This window comes from Arthrobacter sp. Marseille-P9274 (assembly GCF_946892675.1).
Taxonomy (GTDB): Bacteria; Actinomycetota; Actinomycetes; order Actinomycetales; family Micrococcaceae; genus Crystallibacter.
The window spans coordinates 2,142,536-2,160,220 of the sequence record NZ_CAMPOV010000001.1 but is presented as its reverse complement, the minus strand read 5'-3'; the positions used below and the strand labels follow the sequence as shown (position 1 = coordinate 2,160,220).

Genomic DNA, 17,685 nt, shown 5'->3' with positions numbered 1-17,685 from the left:
ATGACGCGCTCTGAAGAACTGTTCAACCGTGCCCTGAAACTGATGCCCGGCGGCGTGAATTCACCGGTGCGGGCGTTCGGTTCCGTCGGCGGGACTCCGCCGGTGATGGTCTCGGCATCCGGTCCCTACCTGACGGACGCCGACGGCCGGGAGTACGTCGACCTGGTCTGCTCATGGGGCCCGGCCATCGTCGGCCACGCGCACCCCGCCGTCCTCGAGGCGGTCCATGCCGCCGTGGACCGCGGCCTCTCCTTCGGCGCCTCGACCCCGGCCGAAGCGGAACTGGCCGAGCTGGTCATGGGCCGCGTCGCCGCCGTCGAACGCCTCCGCATGGTCTCCACGGGCACCGAGGCAACGATGACCGCCGTGCGGCTGGCGCGGGGCTTCACCGGACGCAACCTGATCATCAAGTTCGCCGGCTGCTACCACGGCCACCTCGACGGCCTGCTGGCCTCGGCCGGATCGGGACTCGCCACGCTGGCGCTGCCCGGTTCCGCGGGGGTCACGGAGGCCACCGCTTCGGAAACCCTTGTGCTGCCGTACAACGACCTGGCCGCCGTGGAAGAGGCCTTCGCCAAGCACGGCCAGAACATCGCCGCCGTCATCACCGAGGCGGCGCCGGCCAACATGGGCGTCGTGACCCCCGCGGAGGGCTTCAACGCCGGACTGTCCCGCATCACCTCCGAGCACGGGGCACTGCTGATCTTCGACGAAGTGCTGACCGGCTTCCGCACCGGCTACGCGGGCTACTGGGGCCTGACCGGGGGAGCGGCGCAGAGCACGGCGCCGTTCACGCCGGACTTGATGACCTTCGGCAAGGTCATCGGCGGCGGACTGCCGGTGGCCGCGCTGGGCGGCCGGGCGGAGGTCATGGACTACCTGGCCCCGGTCGGCCCGGTCTACCAGGCCGGCACCCTCTCCGGAAACCCGATCGCCATGGCGGCGGGCATCGCCACGCTCACCGCCGCGACCCCGGACGTCTACGAGCAGATCGACGCGGCTTCGCTGGAGCTTTCCGCGGCCGTTTCCTCGGCCCTCGACGCCGCCGGAGTCGACCACAGCATCCAGCGGGCCGGCAACCTCTTCAGCGTCGCCTTCGGGACGTCGGAGCACGGCGTGCGCAACTACGACGACGCCCAGGGCCAGCAGGTGTACCGCTACGCGCCGTTCTTCCACTCGATGCTGAACGACGGCGTGTACCTGCCGCCGTCGGTCTTCGAGGCATGGTTCCTTTCAGCGGCACACGACGCCCGGGCCATGGACAGGGTCTATGCAGCACTGCCGGCGGCCGCCGAGGCCGCAGCGGCGGCGACACCGCCCAACTGACACCGCCCAACTAAGGAGCATCCATGGCACTGACGACGCGGCGGCGGCAGCTGCTGGAAGCGCACCAAAGCCGGCGCCGCCCGGCATCCTCCGACCCGGGCCTCTGGTCCGACGGACTGGGCCGGACGGCGACCCGGTCGGCCCAGATCCTGCTGACCCTGGCCTTGGCGACGGTCTCGGTGTACGTCATGCTGCAGCTGCAGCTCGTCGTGATTCCGCTGCTCATCGCGCTCATCCTCGCAGCCGCCGTCTACCCGGTGGTCGGGAAACTGCGCAACCTGGGCTGGCCGAGCCCATTGGCAACCTCCGTGACCTTCCTCGGTTTGCTGGTGGTCTTGGGCGGCGTTATCACCGGCATGGTTTTCGCCGTCCGCAGCGAAGCCGACGAGCTGGTGCAGCAGGCCACCCAGGGGTGGACACAGCTGCAGGCGTTCATCGCAGAGTTCCCGTTGCCGGTGAGCCAGGCCCAGATCGATGAAGCCCTCGCGGGCATCGTCGATTTCCTGACCAGTTCTTCGGCGCGGCGGAGCGCGCTGAGCGGATTGTCGACGGCGGCGGAGGTCGTCACCGGTGCGGTGCTGATGGCCGTGGTGCTGTTCTACTTCCTTAAGGACGGCGACCGCATCTGGTCCTTCCTGCTGCGTTGGGTCCCGGCGCGCCGCCGGGGGAAGATGCAGAAGGCGGGAGCTCAAGCAATGGACGTGCTGGGCAGCTACGTCCGCGGTACTGCGATTGTGGCCGCCGTCGACGCGGTGGTTATCGGGCTGGCCCTGCTGATCCTGCAGGTGCCGCTGGCACTGCCGCTGGCCGTACTGATCTTCATCGGCGGGTTCATCCCGATTGTCGGCGCCACCATTGCCGGGGTACTCGCAGCCCTGGTGGCCCTGGTGGCCAACGGCCCGGTAGCCGCGCTCGTCGTGATTGCGGTCGTGATCGCCGTGAACCAACTGGAAGGCAACCTGCTGCAGCCTGTCGTGATGGGCCGATCGGTGAGCCTGCACTCGTTGGTGATCCTGCTGGCCCTGGCCGCCGGGACGATTCTTGGCGGCATTATCGGCGGCATCCTCGCCGTGCCGATCGCTGCCGTCGGCTGGGTCATCATCCGCGTCATGTCCGGGTACACCGAAGACGGTCCGGCGACCGAACCAGTGGAGAAGACGGCCGTCGGCTGACCCCCGAACTGTTCTTGCGGGAGCAAGCTGCTGTGGAGCGAAGCAGCGAGGCCCCGGCAACCGCGCAGAAGTGCTCCCCGGAAGTTGGACTGAGAAATTCAGTTCCGACATCCGGGGAGCACTTTTATGTATGCACGTAGTTCGTTGTCGGTTGTGCAGCGGGAGGCCGCTGTAGCGTGGTTCGAGAAGGGCATCGCAGATACGGCGACCGCAACCATACTGGGCGTGGCCCGCTGGCCGGTTAGGCACCTTTATCGGCGGTGGAGGATCCATGGTCGAGGAGCGCTCGTGGGCAAACCGACAAAAAAGGCGTACTCGTTCGAGTTTAAGCTCGCCTTGGTAGAGAAGTTCCTGGCCGGTGAGAGCGCTTCGGACCTCGCGGCTGAGGCGGACCTGTCCTCACCTCGTCTGCTCGAGACATGGGTACGGGTATATCACCGCCAGGGCGCGGACGCCCTGCGTCCGAAGCCTAAAGGCAGACCGAGGAAGCCCGGCGCTCCACCGCCGGCGGAGCCATCTGAACTGGAGCGGCTGCGCCGGGAGAATGAACGGCTGCGGGCGGAAGTGGCCTACCTGGGAAAATTGCGGGCCTTGAGGGCACCAAAACAACGGTGAAGGTTCAGGCCATCATCGCCCTCAAGGCCGACTTTTCGCTGCCGGTTCTGCTGCAGGTCGCCGGCTTGGCCCGTTCGACGTTCTTCTACCACCAGGCCCGACTCAGGGCTCCCGACCCGAAGGAAGCAGTCAAGAGCGCTGCCACGACCATCTTCACAAAGAACCACGGCAGATACGGGCACCGCCGCATCCACACTGAACTGACCCGGCAAGGGTGGACGGTCGCGAAGAAGACCGTGCTGAAGCTCATGCGTTCCCTGCAGCTCGTCTGCAAGGTCCGGCAAAGGAAACGCTACAACTCCTACCAAGGCGAACAGGGCAAAACTGCCCCCAATCTGCTGAACCGGGACTTCGATGCCGATGCCCCGAACCAGAAGTGGGTAACGGATGTGACCGAGTTCAGAGTCGACGGTCGAAAACTCTACCTCTCACCCGTCATGGACCTTTTCGACCGGCAGATCCTCTCCTACACCGTCGGCCTGTCCCCGAACCTGGCGCTCACCAACACCTCACTGCGTATGGCGCTGGCAACGCTCGAGTATGGGCAGAAACCGATCGTGCACTCAGACCAGGGATTCCAAGACGGATTCAACCGGTCGTCGCAACACCGGGTTGTTTGATCGATCGTAGCTGTTCGTCAAATGCTTCGGCAGGTGTCTTCCAGCCGAGTGTCTTGCGTGGCCTGGTGTTGAGCGTGTGGGCGATGGCTGCGAGGTCATCGCTGCTCCATCGGGACAGATCAGTGCCTTTTGGGAAGTATTGGCGCAGCAGCCCGTTCGTGTTCTCGTTCGTGCCGCGCTGCCAGGGGCTCTTCGGGTCGGCGAAGTAGACCTTTACCCCGGTGTCGACAGTGAATCTGGCATGATCGGAGAGTTCCTTCCCGCGGTCCCAGGTCACCGACTGCCGCAGTTGTTGGGGCAGTGTTGTGATCGTCCTGGCGAGGGCGTCTGCCATCACCACTGCGCCATATCCGGCCAGCGCGGCTCCGTTCTTCGTCCGTGGGATGATGCCGTAGCCCTCTCCGCGGGGCAGGTGGATCAGCACCGTGAACCGTGTCGTCCGCTCGACCAGAGTACCGATCGCCGATCGTTGCAGGCCGATCACCAAGTCCCCTTCCCAATGCCCGGGAACGGCGCGATCGGCAACCTCGGGAGGGCGTTTGCTGATGAGCGTCTCTTCGGTGACATGCGCCCAGGACTGCCGCTTCGACCGAGCTCTTGGCACGCGCAATGCACGCCCCGTGCGCAGGTGCAGGACGAGTTCGCGTTTGAGCGCTCCGCGGCCCTGGACGTAGAGCGCCTGATAGATCGCCTCGTGGGAGATGCGCATGGACTTATCATCCGGGAAATCGGCCTTGAGTCGGTTCGAGATCTGCTCCGGACTCCATGCCGTCACCCACTCGCGGTCGCCCCGGTGCGGCTTGTTCCTGCCCGTCCATGCCGGAGCACCAGGGCCGGCGACGACACGGCCGTCGTGTGCTCTGACGACGCCGGCGAGCTTGTCCTGCACGTACTGGTGCAGCCGTTCATTCGTTATAAGCTTGGCGGTCTTCGGGCGCTGGGCGAACCGTTCAGCCTTCCATTGCGCGACTGATGCACGGTAATCGAGCTTCCCTCCGCGAGTAGCCGCATTGCGGCGCAGCTCCCGGGAGATCGTTGACGGGTCCCGCCTCAGCGCCCGGGCAATTTTCCTCACCCCTGCCCCCTGCGCTTTCCACAGCGCTATCTCCTCACGTTCTTCGAACGACAGGTACCGGCCTTGGAGCGGGGCAAGCATGAACGTCGGCATGCCGCCACGATCCCGGAACCAGCGCGTTCCAGCCGCTTGCGACACGCCGACCGACGCCGCCGCCGCCTCACTCGTGCACCCCGTCGCGATCGCACGCCAGAACGCCCGCTCAGTGTCGCGCCGTAATGATGGCTTCCCGGGCGATCTCATCGCAGACCTGCCCGTCAACGCCTTCATCCAGCCCGCCGGCCTGCCCATCACTACCTCCAGAATCGAGGTGTTGCGACGACCGGTTGAATCCGTCCAATACCAGCACGCCTCATGGCGGAGACTCCTGCAGGGCGCCAACGCCATCCAATCGATGTCCCGCAAGGGCAACTGCTACGACAACGCAGTGATGGAAAACTTCTTCGGACACCTCAAGGAAGAGCTCTTCCACCATGTCCGATTCCTCAGCACCGGCGCACTCACATCAGCCATCCACGAATACATCCGCTGGTACAACACCGAAAGGATCTCCACAAAGCTTGAGGGCCTGAGCCCGGTGCAATACCGTGCTCAGGCCCTCAAGGTTTAGGCTCTTAATTACCCAGTCCAGCTTCAGGGGACCAGTTCACGCAGGTTGCCGGGGCCTCGCTGAACCAGGACGACCCGGAAGGTTCAGGCCGTCCTAGAAGGCCGGGAAGACATCGCCGCTGGGCCAGGTCTCATCCATGTACTTCTTGACTTCGGGGGAGTGCAGCAGCTCTTCCAGCTTGGTGATGGCTGGCGTTTCTTCGCCTGCACGCCACGCGAGGAAGTTCGCGTACGGGTTGTTGTCCGTGGATTCAACGACGAGTGCCTCATCGGTACTCATCCCGGCTTCGAGGATGAAGTTGCCGTTGATGATGGCCAGGTCCACTTCGGGATCCTCGATCAGCGTCAGCAGGATCTCCGGCTGGTTCTCTTCGAATTTGAGGCCCTTGGGGTTCTGCTCCTCGGTCAGGGTCAGCGCCGCGCTGTCCTCTTCGATGTTCTTCAGCAGGCCGGCCGTCTCCAGCATCTTCAGCGCACGGGGCTGGTTGGCGGGATCGTTGGTGATGGCGATGGTGGCGCCGTCGGGGAGGTCCTCGATGCTCTCATGCTTGGAGGAGAAGCCTGCGTAGGGTTCGATGTGGACGCCTTCACCGTGCTCGAACTCATAGCCCTTGTCAGTCATCTGCTGCTCAAGGAATGCCAGGTGCTGGAAGTAATTGGCGTCGATGGAGCCGTCGTCCAGGGCGATGTTCGGCGTCTGGTAGTCGGTCATCTCCTCGACCTCCAGGTCGATACCAGCGTCCGGAGCCAGGTTCTGGTCAATGAACTCCAGGATCCTGGCATGCGGCACCGGGGCGGCACCCACGGTGATGGTCACCGGATTGGCCGGATCAAGGGTGGCGCTGGGGGCGGATTCGGATCCACCGCAAGCCGTCAACGCCAAGGCAGCGGCGACGCCGGTGCCCACGAAGGTGAGTGTTCTACGCATCAGTGTGCGTTCCTTTCAAATAACCCGTTCCGGTCATCCGCCCGGATCGGACGTGGTGCAGCTAGCGGCTACTGGCTGCAGTCTTCTGCACTTCCCATGGGACCGTGCAGGAAGTTCTTGGCTGATAGCGGGTCTCCCGGACAGCCGGGCTCAGAGCCCGACGGCGGCCTTGGGCTCGTGGCGGCGGGCCTTCCTGCCCGCGCCGCCGGCGCTGCGGTGGTCGACCCGCCGCGAAATGCCGTCCCCGATCCACTGGATGGCCTGGACCAGGATGACCATCAGGACAATGGTGACCACCATGACCGGCGTGTCGAACCGCTGGAACCCGTAGTTGTAAGCGAGCTGTCCCAGCCCGCCGCCGCCGGTGAGGCCTGCCATGGCGGAGTAGCCGACCAGGGTGACCAGCGTCGTGGTCAGCGCCGCGACTAGGCCCGGCAGGGCCTCGGGAACGAGGACCTTGGAAACGATCTGCATCCGCGTGGAACCGAGCACCAAGGCCGCATCGATCTTGCCGGAGCTGACGTCCCGCAGGGCGGTTTCTACCAGTCTCGCGAAGAAGGGCACCGTGCCGATGGTCAGCGAAACGCAGGCGGCCAGCGGCCCGATCGAGGAGCCGGTGATGACGCGGGCCAGCGGGATCAGCGAGATCATCAGGATGGCAAACGGGATCGAGCGCGTGATGTTCACGATGACGTCGGACACGATGTGGTTGGTGATCCGCATCGGACGCAGCCCGCCCGGGGCGCTGGTGTAGAGGAAGATACCCAGGGGGAGTCCGATCAACAAGGTGAACAGTCCGGAGACCGAGACCATCAGCAGGGTCTCAGCGATCGCCTCGGGCAGGGCTTCGGTGATTCCGGGATTGGTGGTCAGTTCTTCAATCAGGTTCATGCTGCCTCCGATCCGGTAAAGCTTACTGAGGCGCCTTGGTCACGCAGGTAGCCGACCACCGGACCGGCGTCGGCACCCTCCGGCAGTTGAATGCGGAGATGGCCGAACTGCGCGTTGTCCAGGGACTCGACGCTGCCGGCAAGGACGTTCAGGTCGAGGTCGAACTTGCGCGCCGCAGTGCTGAGCACGGGTGCCGATGCCGTATCACCGGAAAAGAGCACCTCCAGGACGACGCCGGTGCCCAGCGGCTCGGCGGCGGGCAGTGGCAGGAGCGTGTGGGAGAGCTTGCTGCCGAGATCCGCCGCCACTGTGCGCAGCGGACCGTGTTCGACGATTTTCCCGCCTTCCAGCAGCGAAACCGAGTCGCAGATCCGTTTGATGACGTGCATTTCATGGGTGATCACGAGCACCGTCAGCTGCAGCCGCTGGGTCAGGTCCTTGATCAGGACGAGGATCTCATCCGTTGTCTTGGGATCCAAGGCGGACGTCGGCTCGTCGCAGAGCAGGACATCCGGATCCGAGGCGAGGGCCCGTGCGATTCCCACCCGCTGCTTCTGTCCGCCGGAGAGCTGCGCCGGGTAGGCATCCTCGAATCCTTCCAGGCCCACGAGCTTCAGCAGTTCCGCAGCCTTGGCGCGGGTCTGCCGCTTTGGACTGCGCACGATCTCCAGCGGATGCGCAACATTCGCCAGCGCGGTCCGCGAGTCCATCAGGTTGGCATGCTGGAAAATCATGCCGATTCGGCGCCGCGCCGCCCGAAGGTCGGCATCGTGCGCCGAACTTAGCTCCGCCCCGTTGATGCTGACCGATCCGGAGGTCGGTGCATCCAGCAGGGTCAGGCATCGGACCAGTGTGGACTTGCCGGCCCCGGAATGACCGACAATTCCATGGATCGAGCCCTTCGGTACCTGCAGGCTGACACCGTCGAGGGCGACAACTTCCCGGTCGCCTTGGCGGTAGACCTTGCGGAGGTCTGTAACAGTGATCATAGATCCTCTGGCAGTAGGGGACGGCCTGGCCATCGGGCACAGGAACGGACACCATAATTATGACAGCCCTGCCGGTGATGCCCTATCCGCTCCCTTCCGGTTCTAGATCGAGACAGTGCCGGCCGGCACCGCTTCGCGCGCCTCCCGCAACGGCCAGAGCCCGTCCACGAGCGCGTCGGGGTTGGTTCGGCGCAGCCACTCCTGGAAGTTTGCAGCCTGGCGTTCGCACCATGTGATCTGTGCGTCGTGGAGGTCCAACGGGTCGATGGCCAGTTGCGGGTATTTTCGAGCGAGGGCGTCGGCGACGCCGATCGTTGCCAATGCATCCGCGGCCGAGGTGTGCGCGGCTTCGAGTCGCACGCCGTAGTGCTCGCTCATGGCAGTCAGCGTCCGCTTGCCGCGCCGGTAGCGGTCCATCTGTTTGTCCAGCACAAACGGGTCAATGACCGGCCGGGGGCGGCAGGGGAGCAGCCCGTGACGGGTGCACTCGGCAGCGAGCACGGTGAAGTCGTAGGAGGCATTGAACGCCATGACCGGGATTTCCTCCGCGAAGAAGCCCCCGAGGACCGAGGAGATTTCCGCAGCCGCCTCCGCGGCGTCCCGTCCCTGGGAACGGGCGTGCGCCGTGGTCACACCGTGGATGGCGCTGGCTTCCGAGGGAATGTCGACGCCGGGGTCCACCAGCCACTCATGGTGTTCCAGCGGACGGCCGGTCCCGTCCACCAGCACGATGGAGGCGGTGACGATGCGGGCCTCCAGGGGGTCGCGCCCGGTCGTCTCGACGTCAAAGGCCGCCCGGGGAAGTTCATGCCAGCTCATCATGCGGCCACGCTACCGGCCGGTTGCGACATTTTCGGGGAGGGGGGGCGCGTGTGGATTCAACCGGCTCTGCGCGTCCTGTGGAGGAGCTGTGCGTCCGGACCTCTAAAGTGGAGGTCATGCGCCCGGAGTTCGTCGATGCCGTTCTTGGGATTGCGGCCATGGTGCCGACGGGCCAGGTGCTCACGTACGGCGACGTGGCCGAACTGCTGGGCGCAGGCGGGCCGCGGCAGGTAGGCCGGGTCATGTCGCACTACGGATCCGAGGTGGCCTGGTGGAGGATTATTCGTGCCGACGGCACCCTGCCTGACGGGCTCGCGGAGCGTGCCCTGCCGCACTATGAGGAGGAACGGACCCCGCTTTCCGCTCCCGGTCTATCCGGGCATCGCGTAGCCATGCGCCGGGCCAGGTGGTTCCCGTCGGATAGTGATCTTGCCCGCATCGAAGTGTTGAGCCGAAAGTTGTCAGAGCCGGCTGCTGGAATGGAACAGTGAGCACAACGACTGACCTTCCGGAGCAGCTCCGGCTCGTCCACCCCAGCCGGTCGCTTTCCGCGGCACCCGCATCGGATCCGCAGCAGGAGGCCGTGATCGGGCTTCCCGCGGGCAGCGGTCCGGTACTGGTTTACGGTGCTCCGGGCACGGGCAAATCCACGGTCCTGGTCGAGCTTGCCGTCCGGCGGGTGGGTCTATCCGGGCTGGACCCGGCACGGATCCTGATGCTCGGACCGTCCCGGCTTCACGCGGCAAGGCTGCGCGACGCTCTGACCGCCCGCTTGGACCGCAGCCTCAGCACCACTCCGTCCAGGACATGGGCGGCCTACGCCTTCGACCTGATCCGCAGGGCCCGGGCCGAGGGCCGGCTCCCGCTGATCGGGCGGACCCCCCGCCTGCTGTCGGGCCCCGAGCAGGACCAGATCATTGCCGAACTGCTGCAAGGGCACCGTGCGGGCCTGGGGGCAGGGACGCTGTGGCCCGCAGACCTGGGAGAGGCGCTGAAGACCCGTGGCTTCCGGCAGGAAATACGCCAGCTGTTCGACCGCGTGATCGAATACGGTGCCACGTCCGAGCAGCTGGATTCGCTCGGCGCCAGCCTCGGCCGGGAGGACTGGCGCGCGGCGGCAGCCCTCTTCCGCGAATATCGGGACCTCATCGACCTGCGCATGCCCGAGGCCTTCGACCCGGCAGGAATCATCACGGCGGCCCGCCAGCTGCTGCTCGATGACCCGGAGTTCCTCGAGCGGGAGCGCGAACGGCTCGACCTCATCCTGGTCGACGACCTGCAGGAAGCCAACCCGGCGGTCTACGAATTCCTTTCCGTGCTGGCGGAGGGCAAGGACGTCGTCGTCACGGCATCCCCGGATACCGTCGTCCAGGGCTTCCGCGGAGCCCGACCCGATCTGCTCGTTCGGCTGCGCGACCTGCTCTCGCCGGGCAGCGCCGGCCTGCGGATCATGGAGCTGACCCGGGCCCACCGCATGGCCGCTCCCGTCGCAGAAGCGTGGCAGCGGGTTGCCTCGCGCATTTCCCTTGTTCCCGGTGCCCAGGGGGCGAGGGCTTTGGTGCCCCCGGCCTCCGGCGACGCGCCGGCCGCGCATGTCGGGGCCCATCTGGTTGACTCGCCGGTCCACGAGCAGCGGTACGTTGCCCAGCGGATCATGGAGGCCAAGCTCTTCGAGGGACTGGGGCTGGGCGAGATTGCGGTCATCGTCAGGACCGGAGGCCAACTGTCCCAACTGGCCCGCTACCTCACCGGGCAGGGCATCGCCGTGAAGGTACCGGTGGCGGAAACAGCGGTCCGGGACGAGCCTGCGGTCCGTCCGCTGCTGGAGGCTATGGCCATCGTGCTGGACGAAGAACTCCTCACGCCCGACCGCGCCGTGGGCCTGCTGACCTCGCGGATCGGGGGCGCCACGGCGATAGACCTGCGCAGGCTTCGCCAATCCTTGCGGCGGGAGGAACTCCTGGGCGGCGGAGGCCGCCGCAGCGAGGATCTGCTGGTTGAGGCGCTCGGCTACCCTGAATCCCTGGCCGGGCTGGGACGGGAGGCGGCCCCGGCGCGGCGTATCGGACGGATGCTTTTGGCCGGCAGCGAGGCGGCCCAGGAGCCAGGCGCAAATGCCGAAACGGTGCTCTGGGCGCTCTGGGCCGGCTCGGGGCTGGCGGAGAGGTGGAGCGCCCAGGCGCTCCAGGGCGGTCCGGCCGGCACCCGCGCAGACCGGGACCTGGACGCCATGATGGCGCTGTTCCACACGGCCGAACGGTACGTAGACCAGCTGCCGGGCTCCAGCCCGGCCCAGTTCCTGGACCACATGCTGAACCAGGAACTGCCCATGGACAACCTGGCTCCGCGGGCCCAGGTCCAGGACGCAGTTGAACTGCTGACCCCGGCCTCCGCCGCCGGCAGGAGCTGGCCCATGGTCATTGTGGCCGGGATCCAGGACGGCATTTGGCCCAATACCCGGCTGCGGGGGGAGTTGCTGGGCAGTTCGCAGTTCGTAGACGCTTTGGAGGGCGGCATCGAACAGGCCCGCCGGATCGATCCTGCCGCCCGGCTCCGGGAGACCCGGTACGACGAACTCCGCAGCTTCTCCACGGCGGTTTCACGGGCAGAACGCATCCTGGTCTGCACGGCAGTCCAGTCGGAGGAAGCACAGCCGTCCGGATTCATTGACCTCGTGGACCCTTGGCTGGACGCGGACGATCCGCGGCCGCTCACCAAGGTCATGCGGCCGCGGACGCTCCGGGCACTGGCCGCGGAGCTCCGGCAGTGGGCGCAGCAGCACCCCACCTCGCATGAGCTGGCGGCGGAGGCAGCCGCCGGGCTCGCCATGCTGGCGGCAAGCCCGGTCCCGGTGCCGGGAGCCCATCCATCGGATTGGTGGGGCCTGCTTCCACTAAGCACCGAAGAACCCGTGGTGCCGGACGGCGAGCCCGTGCCGGTTTCCCCGTCCCGTGTCGAAGCCGTCCATAAGTCGCCGCTTGACTGGTTCGTCCAGGCGGCGGGAGGGGAGGCCGCTACGGATTTCGCCCGCAGCCTGGGTACCTTGGTGCACGGAATTGCGCAGGACATGCCGGAGGCGACCGGCACCGAGTACGTCGAGGAACTTGCGCGCCGGTGGCCGAGCCTGGGCATGAAGGAAAACTGGGAAGGACGGCTGGACTTCGAACGCGCGGAGAAGATGGTCCGCAAGCTCGCCGAGTACGTTATCCTGATGCGTTCGTCCGGGCGCCGCCTGGTCGCCGTCGAGCAGGATTTCTCAGTCGACCTGCCGGGAGCCGAGCGGGTCGCACGACTGCGGGGGCAGGTCGACAGGCTGGAGATCGATGCCGATGGACGGCTGGTCATCGTCGACCTCAAGACGGGCAAGTCTGCGCCCACCGCGGCAGACGTCGAACGGCATCCGCAGCTGGGCAGCTATCAGGCTGCGGTCCTCGCCGGCGCCTTCGACGGTGCCCTGGCCGAGGCGCCGAATGGTTCACAGCCATCCGGCGGGGCGGCGCTGGTGCAGCTGGGCAAGGACGTCAAGAGTGTTGGCATCCAGCAGCAGGAGCCCCTGGGCGAGGCAGAAGACTGGGCCACCCCGACGATCCATGAAGCGGCCCGGCTGATGTCCGGAAGCCGGTTCGAGGCACGACACGATCCGCTGAAAGCCGGGAACGGATCGCACGGTTGTCGGCTACCGGGAGTCTGTCCGCTGTGCGCCGAAGGAAAGCAGGTGACCGAATGAGCGTGGAGCATTCGACAAAGACGTTCACTCCGGAGGAATTGGCAACCAAGCTCGGCCAGCACCAGCCCACGCCGGAACAGTCCCGCATCATCAGCTCGCCGCTGCAGCCGCTGCTCGTGATCGCCGGGGCAGGATCGGGTAAGACAGCCACCATGGCCGACCGCGTCGTATGGCTTGTGGCCAACGGGCTGGTCAGGCCTGACGAGATCCTCGGAGTCACCTTCACCAGGAAGGCCGCGGGGGAGCTGGCGGCCAGGATCCGCGCGCAGCTGGCCAAGCTCGATCGCCACGGGCTGTTGCCGGGAGACAGCGGGGACGCCGCCGGACTGCTTGAGCCTAAAGTCTCCACCTACCATTCGTATGCCAATGGGCTGGTGTCCGACTACGGCCTGAGGCTCGGCATCGAACGGGACGTGGTTCTGCTCGGAAGCGCACAGTCGTGGCAGCTGGCCAGCCAGGTTGTCGAAGCCTACGAGGGGGATATCGGGCACCTGACCGGCGGGAAAGCAACGCTGGTTAAGGCCGTGATGCAATTCGCCGGCGAGTGTTCGGAGCACCTGGCTGCCCCCGAGGACGCGATCGACTTCCTCCGCGAGGAGATCGAGCGCATCGAGGATCTTCCGTATGTGGCGGGAAGCACGCGACGGCCGAAGGCGGATGTCGGCAAGCTCCTCAACCGGCTCAAGACCCGGATCACGGTGGCCGGGCTGGCCCGGGACTACAGCACAGCGAAGCGGCAGCGTGGTGTGCTGGATTATGGCGACCTGGTCTCCTTGGCAGCTGCCATCGCCCGTGAGGTGCCGCAGGCGCGGGACTTGGAGCGATCGCGGTACAAGGTCGTCCTGCTGGACGAATTCCAGGACACGTCGCACGCCCAAATGGTGCTGTTTTCCGAGCTGTACGGAGACGGCCATGCCGTGACCGCGGTGGGAGACCCCAACCAGTCCATCTACGGATTCCGGGGCGCCTCGGCCGGGCAGCTGTTCGCCTTTCGGCAACACTTTCCGGTTGTCCACGAGGACGGCAGCCGGCTGCCTGCCCCCGCGAACTTCCTGACGATCGCGTGGCGGAACAGCGTCAACGTGCTCGGGATGGCCAATCGTGTGGCAGCACCGCTGAACTCGGTGGATCCCAACCGTCCGAAGCCCGGCCGGATCGAGGTGCCGCCGCTTCGGCCGCGGCCCGGTGCCGGTGACGGCAAAGTCATCCTGGCCCGGTTCCGGACGGATACGGAGGAGGCCGAGCACGTGGCGGATGGTGTCGCCTCGGCGCGACGGACCGTCTATTCCCGCGATCCCGAATCGGGAGCCGCGGAGCCGGTATCCACCGCGGTGCTCTGCCGGCGCCGCGCCCAGATTCCGGCCCTTGCCCGGGCGCTTGAGGCCAGGGGGATTCCGTTCGAGATCGTGGGGCTGTCCGGGCTGTTGGGCCAGCCGGAGATCGTTGACCTGGTCGCGACCTTGCAGGTGCTGGCCGATCCCGGGCGCTCCGATGCGCTGATGTGCTTGCTGGCTGGCGCGCGCTGGCGCATTGGTCCCGCCGACCTCATGGCCTTTGCCGACTGGTCGAAGTTCCTGGAGAGCCAGCGGCGCCGTGCAGGGGAGGCCAGGTCCCCAGTGGATCTGGACGAGGACGAACAGGCGGCGGCCGAGGTCGTGCAGCAGGATCTCGTGGAAGCGGCCTCCCTCGTCGAAGCCCTGGACAGGCTGCCGAAGCCCGGCTGGATGTCGCGGCACGGTCGGAGCCTGTCGGACGCGGCGCTGTCCCGGCTGCAGCGGCTCGGCGAGGAAATCCGGCAGCTGCGTACCTTCGTGGGCGACGACCTGCTGCTCCTCCTGGGCGAAGTCGAGCGATCCATGCTGCTCGACCTGGAGGTAGCCTCGAAACCAGGGGTGTCGATCCATCAGGCGCGGCGCAACCTGGACGGTTTCCAGGATGCGGCGGCGGCGTTTATGCAGACGGCGCCCCGGGTTGACCTGCTGGCGTTCCTGGCTTGGCTGGAGGTGGCCGCGGACCAGGAGGGCGGCCTCGACGTGGCCCAGGTCGAAGTGAGCCCTGACGCGGTGCAGTTGCTGACCGTGCACGCCTCCAAGGGGCTGGAATGGGACGCCGTGTTTGTGCCCGGACTCAACTCGGGGGACTTCCCCAGCGCCTCGAACAGCCGCTGGACCAGTGGCAACGAGGCGCTGCCATGGCCGCTGCGCGGGGACGCGGCGGACCTGCCCCAGTGGGACTCGGACCAGCCCGACCAGCTGTCGTGGCTCAATGCCGAAGTTGACTATAAGGCGGACGCCGAGCAGCACCATGAGGAAGAGGAGCGCCGGCTCGCCTATGTCGCCTACACGCGGGCCAAGCACCTGCTGGTGTGCAGCTCGGCGGCCTGGTGCGGTAGCAGAGCCAAACCGTCGGCTCCGTCCGTGTTCCTGGCGGAGCTGGCGGAACTTGCGGCGGAAGAGCCGGACGTTGCGGCGGTGGCCGGCTGGATCACCGACGAGGAACTTGGCGACGCCAATCCTGCGCGCCTGGAAGTCGAATCCGCCTACTGGCCCTACGACCCGCTCGAGGGGCCCCGCCGCTTCCGGGGCGGGCGGGAGGAACCAGCCAGGCCGGGGCGCCGGGAAGCAGTGGAACGCGCTGCGGCCGCCGTGCTCGAAGCCCTCGCCGAGGGCCGCACGCTGTCGGCGGACACCCCGTGGACACGGGAGGCACGGCTGCTCCTGCAGGAACACAACGCGCCTCGCAGCGCGAACGTCGTTGAGCTGCCGGCGCACATTTCCGCCTCGCTGCTCGTGGAGCTGAAGGACAATCCGGAAGACGTTATCCGGTCATTGCGCCGCCCGGTTCCGCGGAAGCCGGGAATGGCAGCGCGCAAGGGAACCGCGTTCCACAGTTGGGTGGAAGAGTTCTTCGGCACCACGGGCATGCTGGACCTGGACGAAGTCGCGCTTCCCGCCGACCGGCACGTCGACGAGGCCTACGACCTGGCGGCCATGATGCAGACGTTCAAGAGCTCCGAATGGGCCGAGCGAACGCCGGCGGCCATCGAGGTCCCCGTCGAAACAAAGGTGGACGACGTAGTGGTCCGTGGCAGGATCGACGCGGTCTTCCGAAACGCCGACGGCACCTGGGACCTCGTGGACTGGAAGACCGGAACACCGCCTGCGCCGGGGAAGCTGGCGGTGCGGTCGGTGCAGCTCGCCGTCTACCGGCTGGCTTGGGCCCGCCTGCAGGAGATCGACCCGTCACGGGTGAAGGCGGCGTTCTACTACGTCTCGGCGGACAAGACCGTCAGGCCGCATGGCCTGGCGGGGGAAGAGGCGCTGGAAGGGATTGTCCGCGCGGCCTGCACCCCCGTAGGAGGATAGTCAGGTGCGGGGACGCGGCTCGATGATGGGAATCGCCGTGGTCGGCGCCTCCGGGCCCCCCTTCGGAGGCGTGCCGCGCGGTGCTGCCGCCTCCGGATCAGGGGCTTTCATGGCGATGGGGGTTGGCCGGCCGGATTCGTCGCCGTCGGCGGCGGGCTCGCTGGCCCCGGGCCCGGCTTCGGCTTCGGCGGCTCCGCCGGCGGCACCGTCCCGCCCGGCACCGTCCCGCTCAGCACCTTCACGCCCGGCGCTGTCCCGGCCGGAGTCGTCGACGTCCGCGGGGGTGGAGGCCGCGGCGACGGCGCCCTCGACCACAACGACGGAGCCGTCCGGGCCGCTGCCGGCCGCGCCGCCGACAACTACCGGCGGCCGGGATCCGCGGTCGCCGGCGGCGTCGCGGATCAGGACGACGGAGGCCCCGCCACCCACGTCGTGCGGATTTGTTGCATCCCCGTCGTCCGACGAGCCGTTTTCGCCGGAACGGCCGTCGGCGGCCTGTCCGGCTCCGGGACGCGCCGCCGGGGGAGCCGGCAGCCCGCCCGTCCCGGGCGCGGCCGGCCGGGCAGTGGCCGGCACCGGCGACACGACGACCGGTGCAGGGGGCAGTTCCACGCTGATCGGCTGGCCGCCGTACTCGCGGATGTCGGCCTCGAGTTCCTTCAGCATCTCCTCGGCCTCGGCGATCATGTCCGGATCGTCGGCAGCCACTCCGCGCACCAGCCACTGGGCCAGCGCGAATTCGGCAGCCAGGGCAGCGCGGCGCATCAGATGCGGATCCACGGCTTCCGTGCGGTACTTGTTGTACGTCTCGAGGACCACGTCCGCGAAGGACTGCTCGTGGACGGCGATCAGCCAGGCGAAGTCGTCCGCCGGGTCCCCGATCCGCAGATCCGTCCAGCCCGTTACGGACGTGACCAGCCCCTCGGAAATCTGGAGGTTGTCTTCGTGCAGGTCACCGTGCACCACGCATGGATTGAACTTCCATAGCGTGACGTCTTCGAGCGCATGCTCCCAGCGGCGCAGCAGAGCCGAAGGAATCTTGCCGGTGGTCGCCGCCTGGTCCAGCTCGTTTAGCCGCCGGGTACGGAATTCGTCCGCCGTGTAGCTGGGCAGGTCGGCGCGGTCCACCATTGACTGCGGCAGGTCATGGATCCCCGCCATCGCCCGGCCGATCTCCATCGGGAGCCCGCCGCCCTCGGCGACCAGAGCCTCAAGGTCCAGCGTCGTCCCGGGAACGTGGTTGTAGACAAAGGTGCGCAGTTCACCGCGCTGCACCGTGCCGGCGATGGAGGGAACCTGGAAGGAGAGCTCGGCGCGAATGCCGGGCGAGAAGGAGCGCAGGACCAGCAGCTCGGTCTCCAGCCGCATGCTCGCCTCCGCATGCTTCGGTGAGCGGACCCGCCACTGCTTTCCGGCGTCGTCGATTACCACGGCCGAAGTGAAATCTGCCGCGTCATCGGGTGCACTCACTACCCCGGCGGGGGAAAGCCCGGGCACGGCCGCGCTGGCCAAAGCAGCCAGTTCCATAGGTGTCCTTCTCACATCT

The 17,685-nt window shown here is 67.0% G+C and carries 13 protein-coding genes and 1 pseudogene; 8 read left to right on the top strand and 6 right to left on the bottom strand.

What is annotated here, in order from left to right; genetic code table 11:
• From hemL to OC550_RS09805, 4 genes are all read left to right on the top strand, one after another.
• Complete coding sequence (hemL, locus tag OC550_RS09820; protein ID WP_262105586.1) at window positions 1-1,326, top strand: glutamate-1-semialdehyde 2,1-aminomutase; 1,326 nt, start codon at window positions 1-3, stop codon at window positions 1,324-1,326.
• Between the two features lie 23 nt (window positions 1,327-1,349).
• Window positions 1,350-2,498 (top strand): AI-2E family transporter, encoded by a 1,149-nt coding sequence (locus OC550_RS09815; RefSeq protein ID WP_262105585.1) that lies wholly within the window; start codon window positions 1,350-1,352, stop codon window positions 2,496-2,498.
• A gap of 288 nt (window positions 2,499-2,786) precedes the next feature.
• Entirely contained in the window at window positions 2,787-3,113 is a 327-nt protein-coding gene (locus OC550_RS09810; RefSeq protein ID WP_262103508.1) for a helix-turn-helix domain-containing protein, read from the top strand.
• Window positions 3,110-3,733 carry an IS3 family transposase gene (locus tag OC550_RS09805; protein WP_262105583.1) on the top strand — a complete coding sequence of 208 codons (624 nt, stop codon included), beginning with the start codon at window positions 3,110-3,112 and terminating at the stop codon, window positions 3,731-3,733. Before OC550_RS09810 ends, OC550_RS09805 begins: the two co-directional genes overlap by 4 nt.
• On the opposite strand, the gene OC550_RS09800 is transcribed toward OC550_RS09805, so the two are convergent.
• Complete coding sequence (locus tag OC550_RS09800) at window positions 3,702-5,078, bottom strand: IS30 family transposase (protein WP_262103510.1); 1,377 nt, start codon at window positions 5,076-5,078, stop codon at window positions 3,702-3,704. The two genes, OC550_RS09805 and OC550_RS09800, sit on opposite strands and share 32 nt — an antisense overlap.
• 118 nt (window positions 5,079-5,196) lie before the next feature.
• Between OC550_RS09800 and OC550_RS09795 the strand changes: the two are divergent.
• Window positions 5,197-5,418: pseudogene (locus OC550_RS09795) on the top strand (transposase); the annotation flags it as partial.
• 93 nt (window positions 5,419-5,511) lie between these two features.
• Here the strand turns inward: OC550_RS09795 and OC550_RS09790 are convergent.
• The 4 genes from OC550_RS09790 to OC550_RS09775 form a co-directional block, all read right to left on the bottom strand.
• Window positions 5,512-6,345, bottom strand: a complete 834-nt coding sequence (locus OC550_RS09790; RefSeq protein ID WP_262105581.1) for a MetQ/NlpA family ABC transporter substrate-binding protein — start codon at window positions 6,343-6,345, stop codon at window positions 5,512-5,514.
• Between the two features lie 150 nt (window positions 6,346-6,495).
• Window positions 6,496-7,236: a methionine ABC transporter permease gene (locus OC550_RS09785; RefSeq protein ID WP_262105580.1), complete on the bottom strand. Its 741-nt coding sequence runs from the start codon at window positions 7,234-7,236 to the stop codon at window positions 6,496-6,498.
• Complete coding sequence (locus OC550_RS09780; protein ID WP_262105578.1) at window positions 7,233-8,225, bottom strand: methionine ABC transporter ATP-binding protein; 993 nt, start codon at window positions 8,223-8,225, stop codon at window positions 7,233-7,235. The genes OC550_RS09785 and OC550_RS09780 overlap by 4 nt, the downstream gene beginning before the upstream one ends.
• A gap of 102 nt (window positions 8,226-8,327) precedes the next feature.
• Window positions 8,328-9,047: a 3'-5' exonuclease gene (locus OC550_RS09775; protein WP_262105558.1), complete on the bottom strand. Its 720-nt coding sequence runs from the start codon at window positions 9,045-9,047 to the stop codon at window positions 8,328-8,330.
• A gap of 116 nt (window positions 9,048-9,163) precedes the next feature.
• Here OC550_RS09775 and OC550_RS09770 point away from each other — a divergent pair, with 116 nt between their 5' ends.
• Genes OC550_RS09770 through OC550_RS09760 form a run of 3 tightly spaced genes read left to right on the top strand, consistent with a single transcriptional unit; the run spans window position 9,164 to window position 16,139 of the window.
• Window positions 9,164-9,538, top strand: a complete 375-nt coding sequence (locus OC550_RS09770; protein ID WP_262105556.1) for an MGMT family protein — start codon at window positions 9,164-9,166, stop codon at window positions 9,536-9,538.
• Window positions 9,535-12,774, top strand: a complete 3,240-nt coding sequence (locus OC550_RS09765; RefSeq protein ID WP_262105555.1) for an ATP-dependent DNA helicase — start codon at window positions 9,535-9,537, stop codon at window positions 12,772-12,774. The genes OC550_RS09770 and OC550_RS09765 overlap by 4 nt, the downstream gene beginning before the upstream one ends.
• Entirely contained in the window at window positions 12,771-16,139 is a 3,369-nt protein-coding gene (locus OC550_RS09760) for an ATP-dependent DNA helicase (RefSeq protein ID WP_262105554.1), read from the top strand. Before OC550_RS09765 ends, OC550_RS09760 begins: the two co-directional genes overlap by 4 nt.
• Here the strand turns inward: OC550_RS09760 and OC550_RS22305 are convergent, their stop codons facing one another.
• Window positions 16,140-17,666 carry a phosphotransferase gene (locus OC550_RS22305; protein WP_306556918.1) on the bottom strand — a complete coding sequence of 509 codons (1,527 nt, stop codon included), beginning with the start codon at window positions 17,664-17,666 and terminating at the stop codon, window positions 16,140-16,142.
• Between the last annotated feature and the right edge of the window lie 19 nt (window positions 17,667-17,685).